The sequence below is a fragment of the Alkalihalobacillus sp. AL-G genome, assembly GCF_030643805.1.
Classification (GTDB): domain Bacteria; phylum Bacillota; class Bacilli; order Bacillales; family Fictibacillaceae; genus Pseudalkalibacillus.
Genome location: NZ_CP094656.1, coordinates 1,172,456 through 1,193,335, shown reverse-complemented (window position 1 = coordinate 1,193,335; position 20,880 = coordinate 1,172,456). Strand labels below are relative to the sequence as shown.

14 protein-coding genes and 2 pseudogenes are annotated in these 20,880 nt (G+C 41.6%); 2 read left to right on the top strand and 14 right to left on the bottom strand.

The features are described 5' to 3' along the window. Positions 1-41 precede the first annotated feature (41 nt). From MOJ78_RS06110 to MOJ78_RS06095, 5 genes and pseudogenes are all read right to left on the bottom strand, one after another. Positions 42-2,495 carry a DEAD/DEAH box helicase family protein gene (locus MOJ78_RS06110; RefSeq protein ID WP_304980314.1) on the bottom strand — a complete coding sequence of 818 codons (2,454 nt, stop codon included), beginning with the start codon at positions 2,493-2,495 and terminating at the stop codon, positions 42-44. Then, on the bottom strand, positions 2,488-2,814 hold the full coding sequence (locus MOJ78_RS06105; RefSeq protein ID WP_304980313.1) for a nucleoside triphosphate pyrophosphohydrolase: 327 nt from the start codon (positions 2,812-2,814) through the stop codon (positions 2,488-2,490). The genes MOJ78_RS06110 and MOJ78_RS06105 overlap by 8 nt, the downstream gene beginning before the upstream one ends. A gap of 191 nt (positions 2,815-3,005) precedes the next feature. Further along, positions 3,006-3,296: a helicase-related protein gene (locus MOJ78_RS20880; RefSeq protein WP_370529807.1), complete on the bottom strand. Its 291-nt coding sequence runs from the start codon at positions 3,294-3,296 to the stop codon at positions 3,006-3,008. Positions 3,297-3,341: 45 nt separating this feature from the next. Next, positions 3,342-3,527, bottom strand: coding sequence for a hypothetical protein (locus MOJ78_RS06100; RefSeq protein ID WP_304980312.1), 186 nt, complete (start codon positions 3,525-3,527; stop codon positions 3,342-3,344). A 91-nt stretch (positions 3,528-3,618) separates the two neighbouring features. Beyond that, positions 3,619-4,338 (bottom strand): annotated as a pseudogene (locus MOJ78_RS06095) (DEAD/DEAH box helicase). Positions 4,339-5,062: 724 nt separating this feature from the next. On the opposite strand from MOJ78_RS06095, the gene MOJ78_RS06090 reads away from it, so the two are divergent. Then, positions 5,063-6,880 carry a Xaa-Pro dipeptidyl-peptidase gene (locus MOJ78_RS06090; RefSeq protein WP_304980311.1) on the top strand — a complete coding sequence of 606 codons (1,818 nt, stop codon included), beginning with the start codon at positions 5,063-5,065 and terminating at the stop codon, positions 6,878-6,880. 62 nt (positions 6,881-6,942) lie between these two features. Here the strand turns inward: MOJ78_RS06090 and MOJ78_RS06085 are convergent, their stop codons facing one another. From MOJ78_RS06085 to MOJ78_RS06050, 8 genes and pseudogenes are all read right to left on the bottom strand, one after another. Beyond that, complete coding sequence (locus tag MOJ78_RS06085; RefSeq protein WP_304980310.1) at positions 6,943-9,279, bottom strand: WD40/YVTN/BNR-like repeat-containing protein; 2,337 nt, start codon at positions 9,277-9,279, stop codon at positions 6,943-6,945. Positions 9,280-9,723: 444 nt separating this feature from the next. Then, positions 9,724-11,541, bottom strand: coding sequence for an oligoendopeptidase F (gene pepF / locus MOJ78_RS06080; protein WP_304980309.1), 1,818 nt, complete (start codon positions 11,539-11,541; stop codon positions 9,724-9,726). A gap of 60 nt (positions 11,542-11,601) precedes the next feature. Next, the gene (locus tag MOJ78_RS06075) at positions 11,602-11,769 is read right to left on the bottom strand and encodes a hypothetical protein (protein ID WP_304980308.1); all 168 of its coding nucleotides are present in this window, start codon (positions 11,767-11,769) and stop codon (positions 11,602-11,604) included. Beyond that, positions 11,759-12,502, bottom strand: a pseudogene (locus MOJ78_RS06070) ((Fe-S)-binding protein). Before MOJ78_RS06070 ends, MOJ78_RS06075 begins: the two are co-directional and overlap by 11 nt. A gap of 331 nt (positions 12,503-12,833) precedes the next feature. Continuing rightward, complete coding sequence (locus tag MOJ78_RS06065) at positions 12,834-13,835, bottom strand: DUF3231 family protein (RefSeq protein ID WP_304980307.1); 1,002 nt, start codon at positions 13,833-13,835, stop codon at positions 12,834-12,836. Between the two features lie 685 nt (positions 13,836-14,520). Then, on the bottom strand, positions 14,521-16,311 hold the full coding sequence (locus MOJ78_RS06060) for an L-lactate permease (protein ID WP_304980306.1): 1,791 nt from the start codon (positions 16,309-16,311) through the stop codon (positions 14,521-14,523). A gap of 470 nt (positions 16,312-16,781) precedes the next feature. Beyond that, positions 16,782-17,561: an IclR family transcriptional regulator gene (locus MOJ78_RS06055; RefSeq protein WP_304980305.1), complete on the bottom strand. Its 780-nt coding sequence runs from the start codon at positions 17,559-17,561 to the stop codon at positions 16,782-16,784. 178 nt (positions 17,562-17,739) lie between these two features. Then, complete coding sequence (locus MOJ78_RS06050) at positions 17,740-19,119, bottom strand: Glu/Leu/Phe/Val family dehydrogenase (protein WP_304980304.1); 1,380 nt, start codon at positions 19,117-19,119, stop codon at positions 17,740-17,742. A gap of 358 nt (positions 19,120-19,477) precedes the next feature. Between MOJ78_RS06050 and MOJ78_RS06045 the strand changes: the two genes are divergently transcribed. Next, the gene (locus MOJ78_RS06045) at positions 19,478-19,774 is read left to right on the top strand and encodes a hypothetical protein (protein WP_304980303.1); all 297 of its coding nucleotides are present in this window, start codon (positions 19,478-19,480) and stop codon (positions 19,772-19,774) included. Between the two features lie 300 nt (positions 19,775-20,074). Here MOJ78_RS06045 and MOJ78_RS06040 read toward each other — a convergent pair whose 3' ends face one another. Beyond that, positions 20,075-20,851, bottom strand: coding sequence for a fumarylacetoacetate hydrolase family protein (locus MOJ78_RS06040; RefSeq protein WP_304980302.1), 777 nt, complete (start codon positions 20,849-20,851; stop codon positions 20,075-20,077). Between the last annotated feature and the right edge of the window lie 29 nt (positions 20,852-20,880).

Sequence of the window (20,880 nt, the reverse complement as noted above, 5' to 3'; positions counted from 1 at the left end):
TGTAAATAATTCTATTGACTCATCTTGGCAACATAGCGAACCTAACGGTTTACCGACTGGTTATATGTTTTCCGTTCAAAATGCTCATGTAACCGATATTCGCAGATTTGTTTGGTCCATTCATAAAGAACTTGATTGTCTTCTTGTAGGACGTCAAACTCAAGTTTAAATGTACCTTCAATAAAAGAAACAAGGCCCTTTGAACTTCCAGCCCATTTACTCATCGGCATGTCAGAGATTAGTTTACTTACTTTATTCTGGTCGTATTCCCACATTCTTTGGGAGTTTTTATCTGAGAAGTCGATTTTCTTCCGGAAGTCTTTCTCCGTTAAATACTGATGAAAGAATGGCGCCACCTCATTTGGCGTTACAGGATTGGTCCATTGATCGATTCCTTGATTGAGCATATACAGAAGAACAATCATTTTATAGCTTTTGGCCATTCCAGTGCTTTCGACTTCTTTTAACCAATTTTCATATCGTGTGTAAACAGTCGCTTCTTGTTCATATAATTCATTCGCCCATTTTAAAAAGCCTGTATAGGACTTAAACTCTTGCTTATACTCTCTGCTGTTTGCATTCCCGTACAGGTGGAGCTCGAGGTATGTTGGACGGCGACCTAGTTCTTCTTTTAGATCCAAATAAGCCCCAAGCAACTTCTCTTTTCTAGGCTGGCGTTTCTCTTGAAGCTCATCTAATAGATTAATTACTTGTAAATCTAAGTCAATGTCACAATTGGCAGGAACTTGGGGAACAGAAGATACTTTCCCTTTCTTCTTTTCGGGTTGCGTATCAAATAGACTCATTTTAATATCGGCATTTCGGTAGTTTCCGATTAGATCGATGATATGACAGTACTTTTTCCCTTCATGTAGACGTAAGCCTCTCCCAACTTGTTGTGTAAAGACTGTAAGAGATTCTGTAGGACGAGCAAACAAAAGTGTATCTATGGAAGGAATATCGACCCCTTCATTAAACAAATCAACCGTAAATATGATATCCAGTTGTTTATTAGTTAATTTATGGATTGCTTCCTCCCTGGACATTTCAATGGTTTTCGAATGTAAACTGATTGTTCGATATCCCTGCTTCTTAAAATAGTTTGATAAAAAGTTCGCCTGTCTAATGGATGAACAAAATCCTAATGTTCGAGTTTGGCGGTGCTTACACCATGCCTCTAGCATTCTTTGAGCTAGATCATCTCTAAATTGGGCAATCAACAGCTCTTCCTGATCATATTTATTTCCGAGCCAGGTAATCGCAGAATAATCGGTATCGTCATAAACTCCGTAGTATTTAAATGGAGTCAACCAATCCTTTTCAATAGCTTCAATAAAATGTAGTTGATAAGCGACATTTCCGTCACATATCCCGTATACGTCTTTATTGTCCATCCGATCAGGAGTAGCAGTAATCCCAAGTAAAAACTTAGGATCAAAATAGTCTATAACTCTTTGATAGGAGTTAGATGCAGCATGATGAAACTCATCAACTACAATTAGGTCAAAATGTTCCGGACCGAATTTCTTTAAGTTATGATCTGTTCCAATCGTAAAAACAGATGCAAAGACAAAATCACAATCGGTATCCTTACTTTTCGCATTATAAATTCCCGCCGTCTTATCCGGCATAATATGTAAGAACGATCTTTTGGCCTGATAGAGAATCTCTTCTCTATGTGCAACAAATAGGACTCGATTAAAATTCCTTGCAAAAAATCCAGCTAGATACGTTTTACCGAGACCCGTGGCCATAACAACCATCGATTTATCGTAGTTTTCTTCAAAAGTAATTTCTAAAGATTCAAGTGCTTCCGCCTGAACAGGTCTTGGAGTGATTGTGCCTATTGGCTCCTCAGTTGTTACATATTCAACAGGAGGTTCTTTCACTTGATTATCCGGAAGCTCATTCGTAAGGGTTAAATCCACTTCTTCCTGCTTAGCCCATTTTTTATTTAGAGCGGCGTGTCGTACGTGGAATTGCTCATATTCTGCATTATACCTCTTCAATGTTTCGTAGTTTAATGGAATCGTATTATCATGTTGGAAAGTTTTTAAATATAGGTCGACCGCTTTCTCGTAAGTCATTGGTTCTACGGATTTACTCATATACAAGTTCCACTCTATGCCTGTTGTGAATGCTGATGCAGACATATTGGATGAACCAACAATAAATGATCCATCTAAATCCTTCTCCCTGCCAAATAAATATGCTTTCGGATGAAATGATTTCCCTTTGCTTCTCCATAGACGAGTTTCAATCCCATCAATCTTTAAGAGTAATTCCAAGGCATCAGTTTGTGTGATATATAAATAATCTCCTGCACACACCTTAACGTCTGCACCACGATTAACAGCTTCAACCAAATGTGGTTTCAAGATATCTACACCGGACTTCATAACAAAAGAGGTCAGAATATAGATAGTTTCTGCACTCTGCACCTCCTGTTGTATGTATGAAATTAGCTGCTCTGTAATTAACTCTACTTTATTCATCTTCAACATCAATCAAGAAGATTCGTTCTTGAAACCCTCCACGCTTTTCTGCCTTTTCTTTTCGAACAGACTCTAGTTCTTCTACCGATGAATTATGTACACTAGTTAAAGCATTAATGATCTCAACAATATCAGCAAGCTCCTCTATTGAAGAATTGTCATTATTTGCTTCCAAGTATTCATTAAGTTCTTCTTTTAATTTTTTACGTAATTCAACATGGTACTCTTTTTCCTTCATTATCCGAGTATTAAAATCGACTCCAGTGTTTCGAATTATTTCTGGAATTCGATCCCTAACAAGCTTGTTATATGTTGGCATCTTACAAAACTCCTATTCTATGAACCTTCGGCTTTTAAAAAGATATCGAAAATGAGAGTTTCCTAGCTCTTTGTTCTACTTCGCTTACTTTTCGAGAACACCTTCCGACAAACCCTTTATTCTTTTCAATAATCAATTTAATTATATAGATAAGGGTGTGCGATTTTCTATTCAGAACATGGGTGTCCTATTTATAGTAGTGTAAATTGACTTAAAATTTCTTTTTCAATTTCAAGGTTTGCACTTAGTACGATCACGTTTTGGGCTAGTTCTTCCTTCTCTGTAAGTAGTTTATCAACGACTTCCTCTAGAGAGTTTTGGACGACTGGATAATAGATGTAAACATCCTTTTGTTGTCCAATTCGATAAACACGATCAGTTGCCTGATTTTCAACAGCTGGGTTCCACCATCGTGTATAGTGAATAACTTGATTAGCCGATGTTATAGTTAATCCGGTTCCTGCAGCTTTAGGTGATAATATAAGTACATCAAATCCACTTTTTTGATTGAATAGGTTTACTTCCGCTTAACGCCTTGGGGTTTCACCATTAATAATTGCTGCATTTATGCCAAATTCATTCATAATTTCTTCTTTTAATATCCATTGCATAGTTTTATACTCTGTAAAAATCAAAGCTTTTTCTTGTTTTTCTTTTACACCATTAAGTATTTCTAATGTTTTAGAAAGTTTAGGTACTTCCTTTGGGTCCAATGCTTTATATTTTTCAAATACAAGCCCAGGATGAGAACATAACTGTTTTAATTCATTATGGCTTGCAATGGTTTTTTTACCTTCTGGTTTGTTAATTCAATATGTCTTCATATAGCCGTTTTTGTTTCTTTCCTAATGGGACTTTAAATTTCTCTCCTTCTTTTTTAGGAAGCTGTCGAACTAGTTCAATTGCTTTGGTTCTTCTTTTATAACAAAGCTGGAAACGAGAAATTAATTTCTCTTCAATTGACGTTGGTTCCACTGTTCCCTCTGTTAAAGGTTTTATAAATTCTTCTTTAAACTCTTTTAAACTGCCTAACATTTCTGGTTGAACATAGTCCATAATTGACCATAGTTCACTTAATCCATTTTCTACAGGTGTACCTGTCATGGCCAGGCGAAACTTAGACTTTAAAGCTTTAATAACCTTTGATGCTGCTGTTGTTGGATTTTTAATAGCTTGTGCCTCATCACATATAACAGCAATCTAATCAATTTGCCCCAAGGTAAGTTGATCTCTTACCATTGTTTGATACGTTGTTATCGTAATGGCTTGTTGTTTTAAAATATTAACGTCTTTAACTCGATGGGTTCCTGAATGAACATACAGCTCTTTAGTTAACGATGGGGTGAACTTTTCAAGTTCTTTTGCCCAGTTTTCGATTAAGGTTTTGGGTACCACAATTAAGGTTGGCCTTAAGGAATTTATTGATTTCAAATAGGATAAAAAGGCGATAACCTGAATTGTTTTTCCTAGTCCCATATCATCTGCTAATAAGCCACCAACATTTCTTACATTTAACGTTTTCATCCATACGTATCCATAGATATATTTGTTGGCCTGAATGGCATCCTCAATCGTAAACTCGGAATCTCCATTGTGAGAGGCCGACGTTTCCTTTTTTACGTAGCCAATCAAAGTACATTTTCACATCATCGGTTAAAATTCCTACTTTGTATAATTTATTAACACGCTCAAATTGTTTAATATCATAACTTCTTCGAGCTTATCACGTTTCATGACATCTTTTGCAAGCAGTTCAGCATATAGTCTTCACTTCGTCAATACACCATGAGGATCTGTGAAAACAGTCTCATGAACCCCTTGACCAATTTCTACAAGTTTCAGATTAAATTTTTCCATACAAAAAAGAGAAAGTTATCACTCATCGTTCTACACTCCAGCAATTTGATATATTACAAAACAATTAAAATCGTAATCTGTTTGTCATTACAAATTATTACAAACTCACTTACTTCTTAATAGTGACACTTAGTGACAAAATATGTATTTAGAATATTACTTCTTAAAAAGAGTTAATACCTCGATTAAATATCACAAAATATATTTATAACATATCAAATAGGGTGCCCGATTTTTCAAACACCCTTCACCCTCATTCACTCGATGATTGATTTGGATTATCTTCCTCCTACAATCTCCCTATTTATCTCTTTTTTGGAGGTTTTTTCAATTAAGGTACAGAAAATTGATTTGTAGCGGTTTTTACATATATAAACAAGGAGGAGATTTCATGCACAAGAGATTGCTAAGCGTAGCAGTTTGTGTCGTCCTGCTGCTTTCTGTAGTAGCTGGACTCAACCCAATGTCCGTTTCTATTGCTAACGCAGAAACGGAGAGTGGTTTGACACATCTCAAAATTAAAGATGGGATGACCCAGCCAATCTATTCACGTGAAGAGGCAATCGTTGAACATCTGTATGTTGAAACGACAGTCGATAGTGATCAGGATGGGGAGTTTGACCGAGTGTCAATCAAGGTGATGCGACCGAATTCCGAACCCGGTGTAAAGGTTCCGGTAATCTACGAAATGAGTCCCTATCGGGCGGGATTGAATTTTCCACTAGAATTCTATGATGTTGATCGTCCGCTTACCCCTGTCGATCATCCAGGGTATGGTGGCAAGCCATTTGCCCTTACAACGAATGCTGTACTAAACCTTGGCTATCTAGGAAACTACTATGTTCCTCGTGGTTATGCCGTCATTTTGGGAGAGAGCATCGGTTCAGGTGATTCGGAAGGCTGTGCAACGACTGGAGATGAACAGGAAAAGCTTGCTGCAAAAGCGGTTATCGACTGGTTGAACGATCGGGCTAATGCTTTCACGGAGGATGGTGCGATGGTCACTGCCGATTGGACAACAGGTAACGTTGGCATGATTGGGGTTTCTTATAATGGTACCCTACCGAATGCAGTTGCGACCACCGGGGTTGAAGGTTTGAAAACAATCGTACCGATATCTGCAATCAGCAGCTGGTATGACTATTACCGAGCAAACGGTGCGGTCGTAGCACCGGGCGGCTACCAAGGTGAAGATACAGACGTCCTTGCGAAGGCCGTTACGACGAGAGACAACCCGGAAGTTTGCCAGGCAATAATCGAAGTACTTGAACAAAAACAGGATCGTGCAACAGGTGACTACAATGAATTTTGGGATCATCGCAACTATGTAAATGATGCGGAGAACATTGAAGCAAGTGTTTTGGTCGTACATGGTCTTAACGACTGGAACGTGAAGACGGAACAATTTGCCCAATGGTGGGATGCTCTCGAAAAATATGATGTCCCTCGTAAAATGTGGCTGCATCAGGGCGGTCATGGAGGAACCTCCGAAAACAACTGGAAGCAGACAGAAAATCGTTGGTTCGCTCATTGGTTGTACGGAATCGACAACGGAATCATGGACGAGCCGATGATTGACATTGAGCGGGAAGACGGGTCCTGGGAGCAGGAAGCGAACTGGCCGAACAATAATACTGAAAACACAACTATTTATATAGAAGAAACTCGTCAAGGAACAGATGGAACGTTACGGACTCATCCTGTACCTAACCGTCCGGACGCAACCCAAATGTTCGTGGATGATTCATCGATTAGGGCGAACACCCTAGTTGCAAATCCGGAATTAGACAACGAAAACCGTCTCGCGTATTTATCACCAGAATTGAAGGATGACACAAGAATCAGCGGAACCCCTGAAGTGAGCATTCGTGCGAGTCTCGATCAATCGGTCGCTAATTTGACAGCACTCCTTGTCGATTATGGCGGAGAGAGACCGGAAATCGTTACACGGGGATGGATGGATCCGCAAAACCTGAAGTCGTCCGAACGATCGAAGGCGCTCGTTCCTGGTCGTGAATACACCTTCAGCTGGAATCTGCAGCCAGATGATTATATATTTGAAAAAGGGCATCGCCTCGGTGTAGTCATCATCGCAAGTGACTATCATTACACGTTACGACCAGAAGCAGGTACTAAGATTACAATTAAACCCACAAAAAGCAACGTGACATTGCCGATCGTCGGCGGTAAGGACGCTATCGGCTGGTAAGACGAAAAAGACGGGGAATCCCGTCTTTTTCTATGTGTATCTATTAAAACTACTCCTTCTTTTTACCAGCCTTTCAACTCAACTTCATAAACACCTCTGCCGAATGTGGCGGCGTATAGTACATCGGATGGTTGATGATATTTGAGGTCTGTCACTGGTACGACAGGGATTCCTTCTCCGAGAGTATACCATTTCTTCCCGCCGTTCGGTGAGACGAACACACCTACGTCACTTGCGGCATACAGCACATGACGTTTTTTCGGATTGATGACAAGATCGTTCAGTGGAACATTGGGAAGGTTTCCACTGATATCTACCCAGCTTTCACCGCCGTCATCACTTTTTAACACGTGAGCACCGTTATCACCGGACCGGAATCCTGAGAACGTGGCATAGACGATGTCTTCATCTTTCGGATCGACAGCAAGGCGTGTCACCCAGCGGTCTGGAAGCTTTGGATCTTCAATCTCCTGCCAGTTTTCACCGAGGTCTTTCGTTGTCCATACTCTTCCGTCATCTGTCCCTGCAAATAGAACGTTCGGATTCGATTTCGAAACGGCGATCGTCGTGATCGTACCAAATGGATATTGGTCATTGCTTTTCGCATCTGAAAGACTCGGACTGATCGCATCCCATGTCTTTCCGCCGTCCGTTGAGCGGTTGACGATGTTTCCGCCATAGTACATGATCGATGGATCGTTCGGATCGAATACGACTGGGGTCAGCCAGTTCCTGCGTTCAGATTCGGTTTTATGTGTAAAATAAGTCATCGTTTTCCCGCCATCTTCAGAACGGGCACAATTGCCGTACTGATAACACGCGTAGACGATGTCCTGGTTTTCATAGTTGATCAGATTGACGAGGCCGTCTCCATAATAGTAGTTGTTCCAGCCTTCATTACCATCACCCCACGAGCGGATCGAACCATTGTCCTGTGTCCCACCGGAAAGGCGGGATCGATCCTGTCGGCTGACATCCAATGTGTAGAATTGAGTGAATGGTTGATGTTCTGCTTTTACCCAATCTGATTCCAAGGAACCATCATCCTCGGATCGATAAAGACCACCATCATTGCCGAGATAGACTCGATCTGGCTTATTCGGGTCCCAGGCCATTGCATGCTGGTCGGCATGGATGCCTCGACCCGAGCGTGTCCACGTCTGACCGCCATCGGTGGATTCCATCAGCCTTACCCCTGAAACGAACAGGTGATTTCCATCGTTCGGATCAACGTAGTTGCGTCCGAACCACCATCCGAATGAGGACTGGGAATCTGCCAGCTGATCATGATGCGGTTGCTTTTCCCATGAACCGCCTGCATTTTCCGACACATAGAATCCTTCAAAATGACCATCTGTCTTGATTACAGTGGCATACACCTTATCCGCATCTGTCGAGGATACGGCAAGGCCGATTCTACCAACCTGTTCCCCTGCAGGAAGTCCCTCCGTCAATTGGGTCCAGGAAGCACCGCCATCTTCAGAACGATAGATACCAGAGCCTTCTCCGCCGTATTTCCGCTCATTCGGGTAACGGATGCGGTCCCACATCGCGACGTAGATACGGTCTGGATTTTGAGAGTCGAGCGCGATATCGATCGCTCCTGTCGTGGCATTAGCACCTTCGAGCACCAACTCCCATGTTTCGCCGCCATCTTCGGTTACATAAAGACCGCGCTCACCTCCGTCATGGAATAACGGACCTGTTGCGGCTACTAATATTTTATTCGGATTTGAAGGGTCGACGACGATGCGCCCGATCGCATTGCTGTCTTTTAAACCGCTGTACTCCCAGCTTTCACCGCCATCCGTCGACTTATAGACACCAGTGCCACCATAAACGACACTTCCTCCACCTGGATTCGCCTCACCCGTACCGGCATAAAGCGTTCCGTCGGATGTAATGGCAAGAGCTCCGAGTGATTGGACAAGGTCATCATCCCAGGCCGATTTGAATGTGGCACCAGCATCCGTACTTTTCCATACTCCTCCAGATGCAGCCGCAATGTAGATGGTGTCTTCGTTGTTCGGATCGACAACGACATCAACGACTCGTCCGCCGACATTGCTCGGTGCATTGAATGTCCACGTTTGATCCAGTGCACCAGGTGCTTCTTTTGCTGTATTCGCTCGGATTTGTTTAGTCTGGTCGAATGCTTTTTGAAAGGCATTACGCGGGATGTCTCCTTGCTCATATCCCTTCTGGGTCATGAACCAGTCATCTCGTTTCCCTGGTCCTTTTTCAGCAAATTCGGGTACGATTTTTTCTTCTCCGATTTTTGGTCCTTCTGCTTCTTCAGTGGTTGTCGTCGGCTGAGAACGTTGAAACGTCAAAATGGATACTACCACGATCACTACGAGGAAAGCTGCTCCGAATATGTAGCCTTTCTTTTTCGTCAATACACTCATCCTTTCATTGATAAGATTTCTTGTGTATCATTTGGATCCATAACAACAAAAAACGGTGATATGACCTTGGAACCAGATAAAACCATGCCCTCCTTCAACAATTTGATGTTAAGATACGAGGATTTTAAGGTCCGAAAAAGAAGTTGTCAATATTTTGCTGCTAGTTTGATAGTTAATGCCTAGCGTCTTTCCGAAAGTTCCATCCGGAGAACTATTTAGGGGCACGAAATAAATCAGTCCATTTGGCCTTCAATATATTGGTAGTTTCCGATATGGTAGTTCTCAATCAAGCTTTTCCGGTAAAAATTCGTTTCGATGGAGAAAGGGCATGGATCGTATTTCAGGAAACACTAAAAAAATCAGAGGGTACTGCTTACACCCTCTGATCTTTTATTAATACCCCTATTATCCACACTTGTTAAAGTGAAACAGCACTTATTGTTGGTAGCTTCCCTCTAGCTCATCGACTAACGTTCCGACATAAGCCACAGCCTGGCGGATCGGATCCGGTTTGGACATGTCGACGTCTGCCATTTTCACGAGTTCGAGCGGTTTCATCGTACCGCCGGCTTTCAATACCTCCATCCAACGATCGATGACCGGTTTTCCTTCATCCAAAATCATTTGGGAAACGATTGTGGACACGGTCAGACCTGCTGAATACGTGTACGGGTAGAGTCCCATATAGTAGTGGGGCTGGTGCATCCAGGTGAGCCTTGCTCCTTCATCTATTTCTACGGAATCCCCCCAGAACTGTTTAAGGACATCGCCTTTTTGTTCTGACAATACACTCGCAGTAAGCGGTTCCCCTTCTTCAACAAGGTTGTATACTCTCCGTTGTAGTTCCCCTTCTAGTAAATGGGTGACGAAATTATGATAATAGGTGCCAAGCAACTGCAGGATCACCCAACGTCTCGTTCGTTCATCCTTTGTATTCGATAAAAGATGATTCCCGAGAAGCATCTCATTCATCGTCGATGGCGCTTCGATAAAATACCGGGACGGACGTGTATTCGTCATTGTCTGATTTTTTCCGGCAAAGTAAAAGTGCCCCGCATGACCGAGTTCATGTGCGAGCGTGAAAGCACCTCTCATCGTATCCGGCCAAGTCATCAATATATAAGGATGAATGCCATAAGGACTCGAACAAAAGGCTCCGGTCGACTTCCCGATGTTATCAGCATGGTCTACCCATCCTTCCGATAAGGCTTTATCGATCATGTTGCTGTATTCCGGACCCATGACCTTAAGTGCATCCCGTACGGTTTCAGACGCTTCTTCGTAACTCGTCTCCATCCTGAAATCCGGATCGAGAGGAGCTTTCAAATCAGCAAATTCCACTTTATCCAACCGTAACACCCGTTTTTTCAGGTTGGCGTATTTCCGCATATGTGGAGCCAATTCTTTTTGTATGACATCCAACTGGTTGTGATACATCTCTTTTGTCACTTGCTGCGGTTGAAGCAGCATGTCCGTTACTGAGTCATAGTTTCGTAAACGGGCAGTAGTCACTTCATGATTAACCTGTGCCGCATACGTTGCTGCAAAAGTATTTTCATATTGTTTCAACGTACGGATGAAGGAATCATACGCATTTCTACGAACGACTCTGGATGAAGAGGAACTATACTTGCCTACATAGGATGTGAAAGAGAGCGGACGTTCATTTCCATCTTCATCTGTAAATGGCTCAAACTGCATATCTGATAATTTTCCCCGGTTATAAATGGTGTATGGAGCAGTGAAAAGCGAACCGAAGGATGCGAGGACCCTTTCTGTTTCTCCTCCCAATGTATGGGGCTTTCTCTCGAATAAATCGGTCAAATATTTTTGGAACGTTTGAAGGCCTTCTTCATCTTCAACGAATTGGTCGATCGTTTCTTCTGAAAGTGAAAGAATCTCCTTTTCTACAAATGATAGAGCAGCATTAACGAGTGATGTTACTTCGTCAGCTCTCGATGCGTCTTGTTGACTCATCGTATTCGTGTTATCGACGGATTGTTCTAGACTTGCATATGTAGCGACTAACATAAGCCGTTGCAATAACGCTTCCTTTGCTTCCAGGCATTCAAGTAAAACTCTGCCACTTTCCCCGACCTTTCCTTTATAGGATGTAACAGTCGTCAGGTTCCCTTCTACCGCCTGTAACTCTGTTTCCCAGTCATCTCTTGTTTCAAATAAGTCCGTCAAATCCCATTTATGGCTTTCCGGTACATGTTCCCGAGTCATATGTTCCATTGTTTTCATTGCCATTCAATATCCTCCACCTTTTTTAAAGTTTCGAAACTAGCATTTGTATACTTCCGGATTTCCTCACCTAGACTTCGCCATTTTCCCCAGTTTCCTAGCTCCTCTGCTGATTTCAACCGACCCGTCCCGGAGTCGCCCTTGAGCGAATTGGACTGCATCGCGCATAAATGTAACCTCTAAGCCTTTTACTACGCGGTCTTGAAATTTCGGTTTAATTGTTTTAATGCTCATTCGACTTACCCCGATTCATTCTTATCCCGTTCAGCACTTGTGCAATATGCATGACTATGATTGGTTTCCTTCTCTTTTCAGTCGACCCCCGATATTCATCAAACAGCCGCAATCGGCTCCAAGTCAGAAGGTGTGCACCGGTTTTCAAGGATATTTTCCACTTTATCATCAACCATTTCTTTTGAAATCTCTGGCATTTTTACAGAAAATCTTCCTCCGAAACCGCAGCAGTCGTGGCAATTCAGGTAATGTCGTAACCTCAAGACCCTCTACCTTCCCTAATAGTTTCATAGGGGCTTCTTTATCACCTAGTAACCTGGTCATATGACATGAAGTATGATAGGTCGCTTTTGCGGGAAGTTTCACATCTTTGTCCTGTACATCAAGGACATCAACGAGGAATTGGGTCAGTTCATAGGTTTTACCTGCTCGTACTGCAGCCTTCCAGACCATTCATCATCATCAAAAAATTGAACATACTCTTTGAACATGGTTGCACACGGTCCAGACGGAGTGACAACATAGTTTGCACCCTCGAAAATGGTGGTCATGTGCTTAGCTGTTTCTTTTGCTTCTTTATGATAGCCGCTGTTAAACGCTGGTTGCCCGCAACATGTCTGCTTATGTGGAAAATCAACTTCACATCCCAACTTTTCTAGTAACTCAACTGAATCGATACCACTTCCGGATAAAATCAATCAGCTAAACATGTAACAAATAACGAAACTTTCATTTTTCCGAACACCTCCTACAAACAACCCTGTTTTATAATAATTCCGTGTGAGATAAATAGTCAGGTGATCCGGTGACTTGCTTATAATTATAGTAAAGGTCGGTTGCATGCCACAAGTATATTGTTTGAAGTTTCTGAATCTTTTTAAATGTTAAAACTAGATTCTACGAAATCTGGCTTATTCTTCCTCAAATGATTCTGAATCCACTTTTCCAGAAAGTATTTAAGCCCAAACAGACATACTATCATTCATATAGCCAGACCATAGCTGGGATATTTCAGCAGAAGTCAATTTAATATTAGTTTCGCTTTCCATAAGGCAACCTCCAAATCATTTCTTTGCTAATTCATCGCGATCTGCTGCTTTGGGCGGTTCTTCCATCCAACCATTGTTGATCATAATGTTCGCACCATCTTCCGCATATTTCGCAATTTCGCCTGCCAACCTGGCATAATGAGTCGATAAATCACGTCGTACACTTGTTGACACACTTATACCATATTGTCCAATAGCGGAAGCCACTAGCCCTGCAATGTGAAACATCATTAATTTATCGGAAAAAGGAGCTACCATAGAACTTGAAACTTCTGAAGTTAAATTTTTGGCCGATGAAAGTTGTTCCTCATGAAGAATAGAGCTGAAAACTTCGAAGTGCTTTGAAGAAATCTCCTTACCTCGATGCATATACTCGCGTACTTCCTTTGATTTTGAAACTTGACTGAATCCGGTTATCAAGGCTTCTCCGAGTGCATTTCTTTCGGCATTGTAAACAAGATTGGAAATTTCAATACCTAAAAGAGGCCGACGTTGCCCGAACCACCCAGTTAAGAAACTTTGCTTATTTACGAAATCTCCATGCTCCGGTGTCGGCAAATAAGGAGAACGAACGTAAATCCCTTTTTGTAGTGCAAGTTTGGTCCCCCGATCCGTAAGTTCTTTCGATTGTACTATGCAATCAGAATAAAATACTGCCACATCAGCTCGAGGTGATAGAGAGAACATCAGGCTCTCCCCAACAAGGCTTAACCTCCCCATGTTCAACAAGTACATTAGGATCATTGTATCGGAAAACAATGGAGGAGAATCTGTATTAACATCGTGATCGGTAAAACCAACGGGAATTGGGTAATTCTCCATTTGAAAGAGTTGTGTAATGGCTTGAACCCTTTGTTGAGAAAAATCCAAGGTATATTGCAGGATTCCACGAATACTGTCATCTTCAACAGTTGCTAAAAAATATTTTACACCACAAATGATCATGGTACTGGACTGGTATGTCGTCCACAGGTTTGAAATCTCTGAAGAAGTTAATTTTGGTTGATGTTCTGCCACTCTAAAACACCTCCATTTTTTTATTTTTCCTATCCCTAATAAATGTATTCAACCATCCTGTGTCGGAATTATACGTTCCCTTTTATGTACAAAAGAACAATCTATTTCATCGATCGTTATCATGGTTTTCAATATCATATTTTGAGTGTATGGATGTAGAAAACGACATCTTTTCATTGAAATACGGAACACCCTGGGAAGTATTAACCGAGGTATCAAAATTTCGATGGCATTCTCCAATTCAATTGAATCATACAGATATTTATAAACACCTTCTTTAATAAGGTTCCTAAAGTGCACATCTTTATCCATCCAATATGTATGTGATGTAAGTTGATTATTAAATAGACGGATTCGTGATCATCCGCAACTCATCATTATCTATTTTCAATCGTTGGACAACCACCTGATGAATTTACAGAAATCATAAAACGATCGGCTCTTTTGAAAAAGAGTCGATTGTTATTTTTAATGCTAATTTTACTAAAAGATCATATCAGACGTATTGGAATCGGTATCGGAAAAAATGGGTATTATCATCATGTTTTAGATACCATGAGGAGGAGATGTTGTTTCCTTTTGATCCTGTGGCGAACAGGGATTAATTAAAAAGGTTTCAGGGAGGAATTACGTCAAAGAATGGAAAACCACCCCTTCATATTTATTTCAGAAGGGGTGATTACAGTTATTGTGCTGGTTTGATCGGCTTGTCGTTACTGACCTGAACCAAACCGGTTTTGTTTTTATTCGAGACAATAATATAGACAGCAAGTGCAGCGATCACTGTGAAAATGACTGTACCTAAATTCAAAACTCCTTTTTCCGCGGTCCAAACAATTGAGTAACCTAGTGCCCCTGCAGCTGTTGCATAATAGAGGAATGGGATGATGGTTTTCCTGATTACATCCCCTTCTTTACCGACCATGCCTACAACAGCAGAAGCTGCAACGACATTATGCACACAAATCATATTTCCTGCCGCTCCTCCAACAGCCTGTAGCGCAACAATCCATGTAGGATTGACACCGATTTGTGAACCGACATCATATTGGAACAAAGAAAACATCATGTTACTTACGGTATTACTGCCTGCTATGAATGCACCGATACCGCCTATAAATGGTGCAAAAATCGGCCAAATATCTCCGGTTAACGCAGCAACACCATTTGCTAATTCAATCGGCATCTGGGCATATCCAGCCGCTCCCCCACCCGAATTGAGGAACACTTGCACCATTGGAACTGTGAAGACAAGGGCAGTAGATGCGGCGATCATGGTTTTACCGGAATGTGCCCATGCACGCTTATATGAACCAACATCCATTTGATGGATAGCAAACGTTATCAATGATACAACGATAAAAATCGTACCCGGTAAATAAAGTGGTTGGAAACTAGCCGATATCTCTGTTCCGAACATATTTGGAATCGAAACCGTCCAAGACTTAAGCAGATCTAATAATGGCAGCGCTTCCAATCTAGTGATGACAAGAAATAATCCGACTAAAATATAAGGTGTCCATGCCCGGACCATAGACATATTCCCACTTTTATGGGCAATGTCCTTTATTTCGATGGTTCCAGTCCAAGAAGGGTCCCACTTGGATTTTTCTTCAAAATCCCAGTGCTCTTCTTTTGGTGGCATTAGGAAGCCCTTCTTTGCGGCCGTAACGACGATCGCAAGCCCGACCAAGCCGCCTATCATAGATGGGAACTCCGGTCCGAGGACGTTTGCAACGATCACATAAGGAATCGTCATCGAAAAGGCTGCGAATAAAGCAAACTTCCAGACTTTGATTCCTTCCCTGAACGATTTGTTTTTTCCGAAAAACCGGGTCATTAGTGCAACTACGAATAATGGGACAAGTGTACCGACGATCGCATGGAGAATCGCTACTTGTCCACCGATATTCGTCACAAGAGTGAGAAAGTTATCCGTAATACCGTTATCCGCAGATAAACCTGACTGGACTCCGACCAAAATCGGGGTACCGACCGCACCGAAGGATACGGGGGTACTCTGAATGACCATCCCGGCAACAACTGCTGCCATTGCTGGAAAGCCTAATCCGACAAGTAACGGTACGGCTACAGCGGCAGGAGTACCGAACCCTGCTGAACCTTCAATGAAAGACCCGAATAGCCAGGCAATAATGATGACTTGGACCCGCCGATCCGGGGATATGCCGGTGAAACCTTGACGAATCGTTTTGATTCCACCGCTTTCTTGCAGTGTGTTCAATAATAAAATCGCACCGAAGATGATATAGAGCAGTGTTGCGGCAACAACTAAGCCATTGACAGAGGCAGCAGCAACTGTCGCCCCAGGAATTTTCCACACAAATAACGCCAATAGAACGGCGACTATGTAGGAGATCGGCATCGCTTTACTTGCCGGCCACCTGAGACCAACGAGAAATATTCCAACAACAATGATCGGTAATAACGATAATACGGCTAATAAGCCTGTACTCATGTTTACCCTCCTCGTATTTACTATCCCTTGTGATCACGACCTTACGGATTTTTACTCTCTCAACCCCCTTTGTTTGTTATTACGAAACGCGGTTTCTGTTTTGGTCCATACGAAGACTATTGCTTGTGTTATCTAACATTATATTAAATTGGAAGGCCCGTTACAAATAATATTTTGAAAATTGATTATATTTTGTTTATTCATAAAAAAATAAAGTATGTTTGAAACGAGTTTATCTCGTTTCTTCATTAGTATTTATGCCTTTTGTGGCCGATCGTGGGGAACAAATCCTATCGCCATTTATTATCCAAAGTTACTTCTATATGAAAAACGAGAGCACCCTGGTTAACACGAAGGGCACTGGCGAACAATCGAGGAGGCTGTCGAAGAAAGCTACCTATACTACGAAAAACCAATTAAAAAAAGCAAAGCGGCTGCATTTCGGTGCATCGCTTTGCTTCACTTTTAGTTCATACGACCTGGCTCTGTCTGCTTCCTAAACGCATCGAAATCTTTTTTCCAACATCAATAATGGTTACTTTTAATTCAGCCAATCTTTCTTCTGTCATCCGCATCGTTGTACCTGAAATACTGAAGGCGGCAACCACATTCTCGGTGTTGTCAAAGATCGGTGCCCCTATACAAGTGATGCCGTTTTCATTTTCTTCCAAGTCCAGCGCATAACCCTGTTGCCTGACTTTCTTCAACTCTTCCAGAAAAAGAGCAGGATCTACGATTGTCCGATCGGTATGCTTCGGCAGTCCTTTCGTATCAATCACCTCTAAAACCTTTGTATCAGGCAGATAAGAAAGTATCACTTTGCCGACAGCTGTACAATGCATCGGTGCACGTCTTCCGACTTTCGAATGCATCCGTAACGTCTCGGTTCCTTCCATCTTTTCCAGGTATACGACTTCACCCTCGTCATATACCACTAAATGGATCACTTCATTCGTTTGGCTTTCAAGCTCCTCTAAAAACGGCTTCGCCTCAGTTCTCAAATCTATCGATTCAAGCAACCGGGAGCTTATATCTAAAAATTGATAACCTAATTTATATTTTTCGCTATCCAAGTCCTGTTCAATGTACCCGTACTTCTCCAATGTCGTCAAAATCCGGTAAACAGAGCTCTTGTTGATATCAATTTGATTCGCAATCTCTGTTACGCCACAGCCTGTTTTCTTCATACTGACAATGTTGATGATATCAAGTGCCCGACTAACAGATTTCACCATATTGACCCGTTCCATCTGATTCCACCTCAAGTCTATATTCGGCTTCATTATACCATAATGCATTGTACTTATTGCGGAACAGAAAGGAAAGCGGACTTAAGGGACTTTGAGTCAACTAGGATTTTGCAGGTACTGAGAAAAAATTTCTGTGAGCAGGGAGACAATTCTTGCTTTACATCGGTTTGAAAACGTCTTAGTACAATTTCCCATGACGATATGAAATCGTCGATAACTTCATCACCGCATGGATATAACAGTTTTGCCGTAACGGAAAAGGATCCCCGAAGAATTGTGGCAGGATTGTATCCATCGTAGCTGTCATCTTGTCGAAAAGAAGTTTAAATACTTCGTCCTCGCTGTAAAACTGCGTTTCACGGCCTTGCAGCCATTCAAAATAGGAAACGATGACACCACCTGCGTTTGCAAGAATGTCTGGCACGATGATCACGCCCTTGTCACTCAGGAATTCATCCGCTTCACCAGTCACCGGTGCATTCGCCCCTTCTACAATGATTCTTGCTTTAATCTGCTTCATGTTTTCTTGATGGATTTGATCCTCTAAGGCCGCTAACATCAATACATCGACATCGAGGTAAAGAACCTCATCGCGGTCCATGATTTCCGCTTTCACTTTTAATTTGGACAACTCTTCCTCAGTCGTCGGCAGATCACCATCATTACTTGAAGTAAATTCAGCTAGGGCAGGAATATCTAAACCTTCAGAGTTGTATAAAGTAACATTCCGATCACTGACAGCAACGACTTTATTTTTTAAATGTGTACAGCGATAAGCCTCCAGAGCTGCAACAGAACCAACATTACCAAACCCTTGGACAGCAATATCCAATGGACGATCGGCATAAGAAAATGCGGTTTGCGCAAATTTATTTTCTGTTCCAGAAAGCCATTTCCGTTTCTCATTCAAGAAATCATGGAGCATATAACGGAAGGTGAAATATACACCTTTCCCGGTAGCTTCCCTCCTGCCTAGAGATCCTCCATTTACGACGCTTTTCCCCGTAAAACTTCCCCTATAAGTTGTACCTGGACGTATGCTTTTATATTCTGCCATCATCCAGTCCATTTCACGATCGCCAGTCCCGACATCTGGAGCAGGAATGTCTTTATCGGGACCTAGGATGTCGCTGAAATAGTGGACATATTTTTGGCAGATCAAGTGGAGATCTTTTACCGTATAATCTCTTGGATTGATGGCGACGCCTCCTTTTCCACCGCCAAAAGGAACCTCGTGAAGCGCATTTTTCAATGTCATCAAAGCTGCAAGGTTGGCTACTTCTTCTTCATTGACAGATTCATGGAACCGAATTCCTCCTTTGTACGGTCCTAGCGTATCATTGTGTTGAATACGAAATGCTGGAATACGGACAACTTTTCCATTTTCCAAAGGGATCCGCAAAAAGGATTTATGTATATGATTCGGGGTCGAGAGGATAGCGCCTAATGATGTAAAGGCTTGCTTTCTCGTCTGACCTGTCAAACCTGGTAAAAACGATTCGTCCTCCAACAGTGCATCTAAAGAACTCTGGACAATAGAACTTGTTTGGCTTGCCATTTAAAGAACCTCCAATTAACATGATTTGGTAGTCCCATTATAACAATAACCAACCGATTGATAAAAATAGCTGTTTTCTAAACGATTGCTGAAACCTAAAAATTAGAATTTAATGGTAAAATGTAAAGAGCCTATTCTTTAATACGAAGGGCAGGATAACGGAGCAAAAGGATTCGGTAGTTATTCTACATAAGGGCCAATAATGAAAGAAAACTTTAAAACAAAACTGATTATTTATGTTAAAATTTGCATGTGATTGTGAAGTAATGTACTTAAACCAACGTGGCAGGTTTGTTTTAGAAGGTTATGTAATGTTTTAAATGGAGAGTGTTACGTTTTAGAGAAAAGGGTGATTAACATGAAACTTATAGTGGGTATTATTATGTCTGCTATTTTGGTGATTTCTGGCATTATAGGTGTGTTTAATACTTACTTTGTAGCACCAAAAGAATACTTTTATATATCAGTTGGTCTTATAGTATTAGGTTTAATAATAGTTTTAGGGTTGTTATTGTTTAATTCTATTCAAAAATATAAAAAGACTCGTCGATTTTGGAACTGGGAGTTAGGCTTGTTTATTTTTATTTTTTTACCGATTGCTTTTTTTGTTGTTCGATTTCTATTTTATTATACATATTATACTTACTTCAGCTAACGGGTGCTAAGATGTGATTGCCGCACAAGGTTATCGCCTTTCTCTTACTGAAGACGTGGAGTTTTGTTGAAGAAGGGTTGGGAAGAAGTACTTTTCAATATTTAGCTCCCATATTTTATTACAAGTTTTATTATTTATTGAATTGTAAATCGATGTTAACGGAATAATGCACGCTATGAAAACGATAAAAAATGGTGTCCGGAGCCGTTCTATTGAACCGACCTCAAGTCCATTATCCCGCTTCATTATTGTTCCGATGCTAAGTTGATGGGAAAGTGGACTTAAGGGGTTTCTATTCAATTATGATTTCACTGATGCTGAGGACCTTACCAAACTATTTTTCAATGTTCCAATCTCTTCGATGATGCATTCGACAACATCACCGTCCTGTACAAAATGTGCTCCTAGTGGGCTTCCCGTCAGAATGACATCTCCAGGTTGTAGTGTCATGATAGTAGATAAATAGGAAACCATCTCTCTAAGTGGTACAATCATGAGATCCGTCGGGCTGTTTTGCGCTTCGACCCCATTCACCCTCGCTTTAACATTAACTTTTTCTGGATCAAGCTCTGTTTCAACGACTGGGCCGATCGGGGTGAACGTGTCAAACGCCTTTCCTAATGTCCAATGACCGTTTTCGTGAAAAAATTGAGGGGCCGTTACATCGTTTCCGATCGTGTACCCGAAAATATGGTCAAGAACTTGTTCTTTCGAAACGTTCTTCGTTTCTTTTCTAATCACGACAGCCAATTCTGATTCAAATTTAACTTCATCAATTGACTCCGGAATGGTCACCTCTGTATCCGGTCCTACAACAGAGGAAGCCGGCTTGAAAAAGAAAACTGGAATTTCAGGTAACGATGAAGGAAGTTCATCCTTGTTCCCTACATAATTGGCGCCGATTCCGATGATTTTATTCGGTTCAACTGGGGCTAACTGCTCGATTTCTTCTCTAGCTGCCGTTTCCCCGCTGTACTCCCAGCTTCCGAAAATATCTCCTTTTATCAACTTGATTTCCTCATCCGTTACCACACCATAATGGATTTCATTCTTATAATTGAATCTACCAAACTTCATTTTCTTCTCTCCTATCCAATGATCAATTT

Excerpts from the sequence above, each read along its gene's own strand:
- MOJ78_RS06110 (WP_304980314.1), bottom strand. The coding sequence starts at position 2,495 with ATGAATAAAGTAGAGTTAATTACAGAGCAGCTAATTTCATACATACAA.
- MOJ78_RS06105 (WP_304980313.1), bottom strand. The coding sequence starts at position 2,814 with ATGCCAACATATAACAAGCTTGTTAGGGATCGAATTCCAGAAATAATT.
- MOJ78_RS06090 (WP_304980311.1), top strand. The coding sequence starts at position 5,063 with ATGCACAAGAGATTGCTAAGCGTAGCAGTTTGTGTCGTCCTGCTGCTT.
- pepF (WP_304980309.1), bottom strand. The coding sequence starts at position 11,541 with ATGGCAATGAAAACAATGGAACATATGACTCGGGAACATGTACCGGAA.
- MOJ78_RS06075 (WP_304980308.1), bottom strand. The coding sequence starts at position 11,769 with ATGAGCATTAAAACAATTAAACCGAAATTTCAAGACCGCGTAGTAAAA.
- MOJ78_RS06060 (WP_304980306.1), bottom strand. The coding sequence starts at position 16,311 with ATGAGTACAGGCTTATTAGCCGTATTATCGTTATTACCGATCATTGTT.
- MOJ78_RS06055 (WP_304980305.1), bottom strand. The coding sequence starts at position 17,561 with ATGGAACGGGTCAATATGGTGAAATCTGTTAGTCGGGCACTTGATATC.
- MOJ78_RS06050 (WP_304980304.1), bottom strand. The coding sequence starts at position 19,119 with ATGGCAAGCCAAACAAGTTCTATTGTCCAGAGTTCTTTAGATGCACTG.
- MOJ78_RS06045 (WP_304980303.1), top strand. The coding sequence starts at position 19,478 with ATGAAACTTATAGTGGGTATTATTATGTCTGCTATTTTGGTGATTTCT.
- MOJ78_RS06040 (WP_304980302.1), bottom strand. The coding sequence starts at position 20,851 with ATGAAGTTTGGTAGATTCAATTATAAGAATGAAATCCATTATGGTGTG.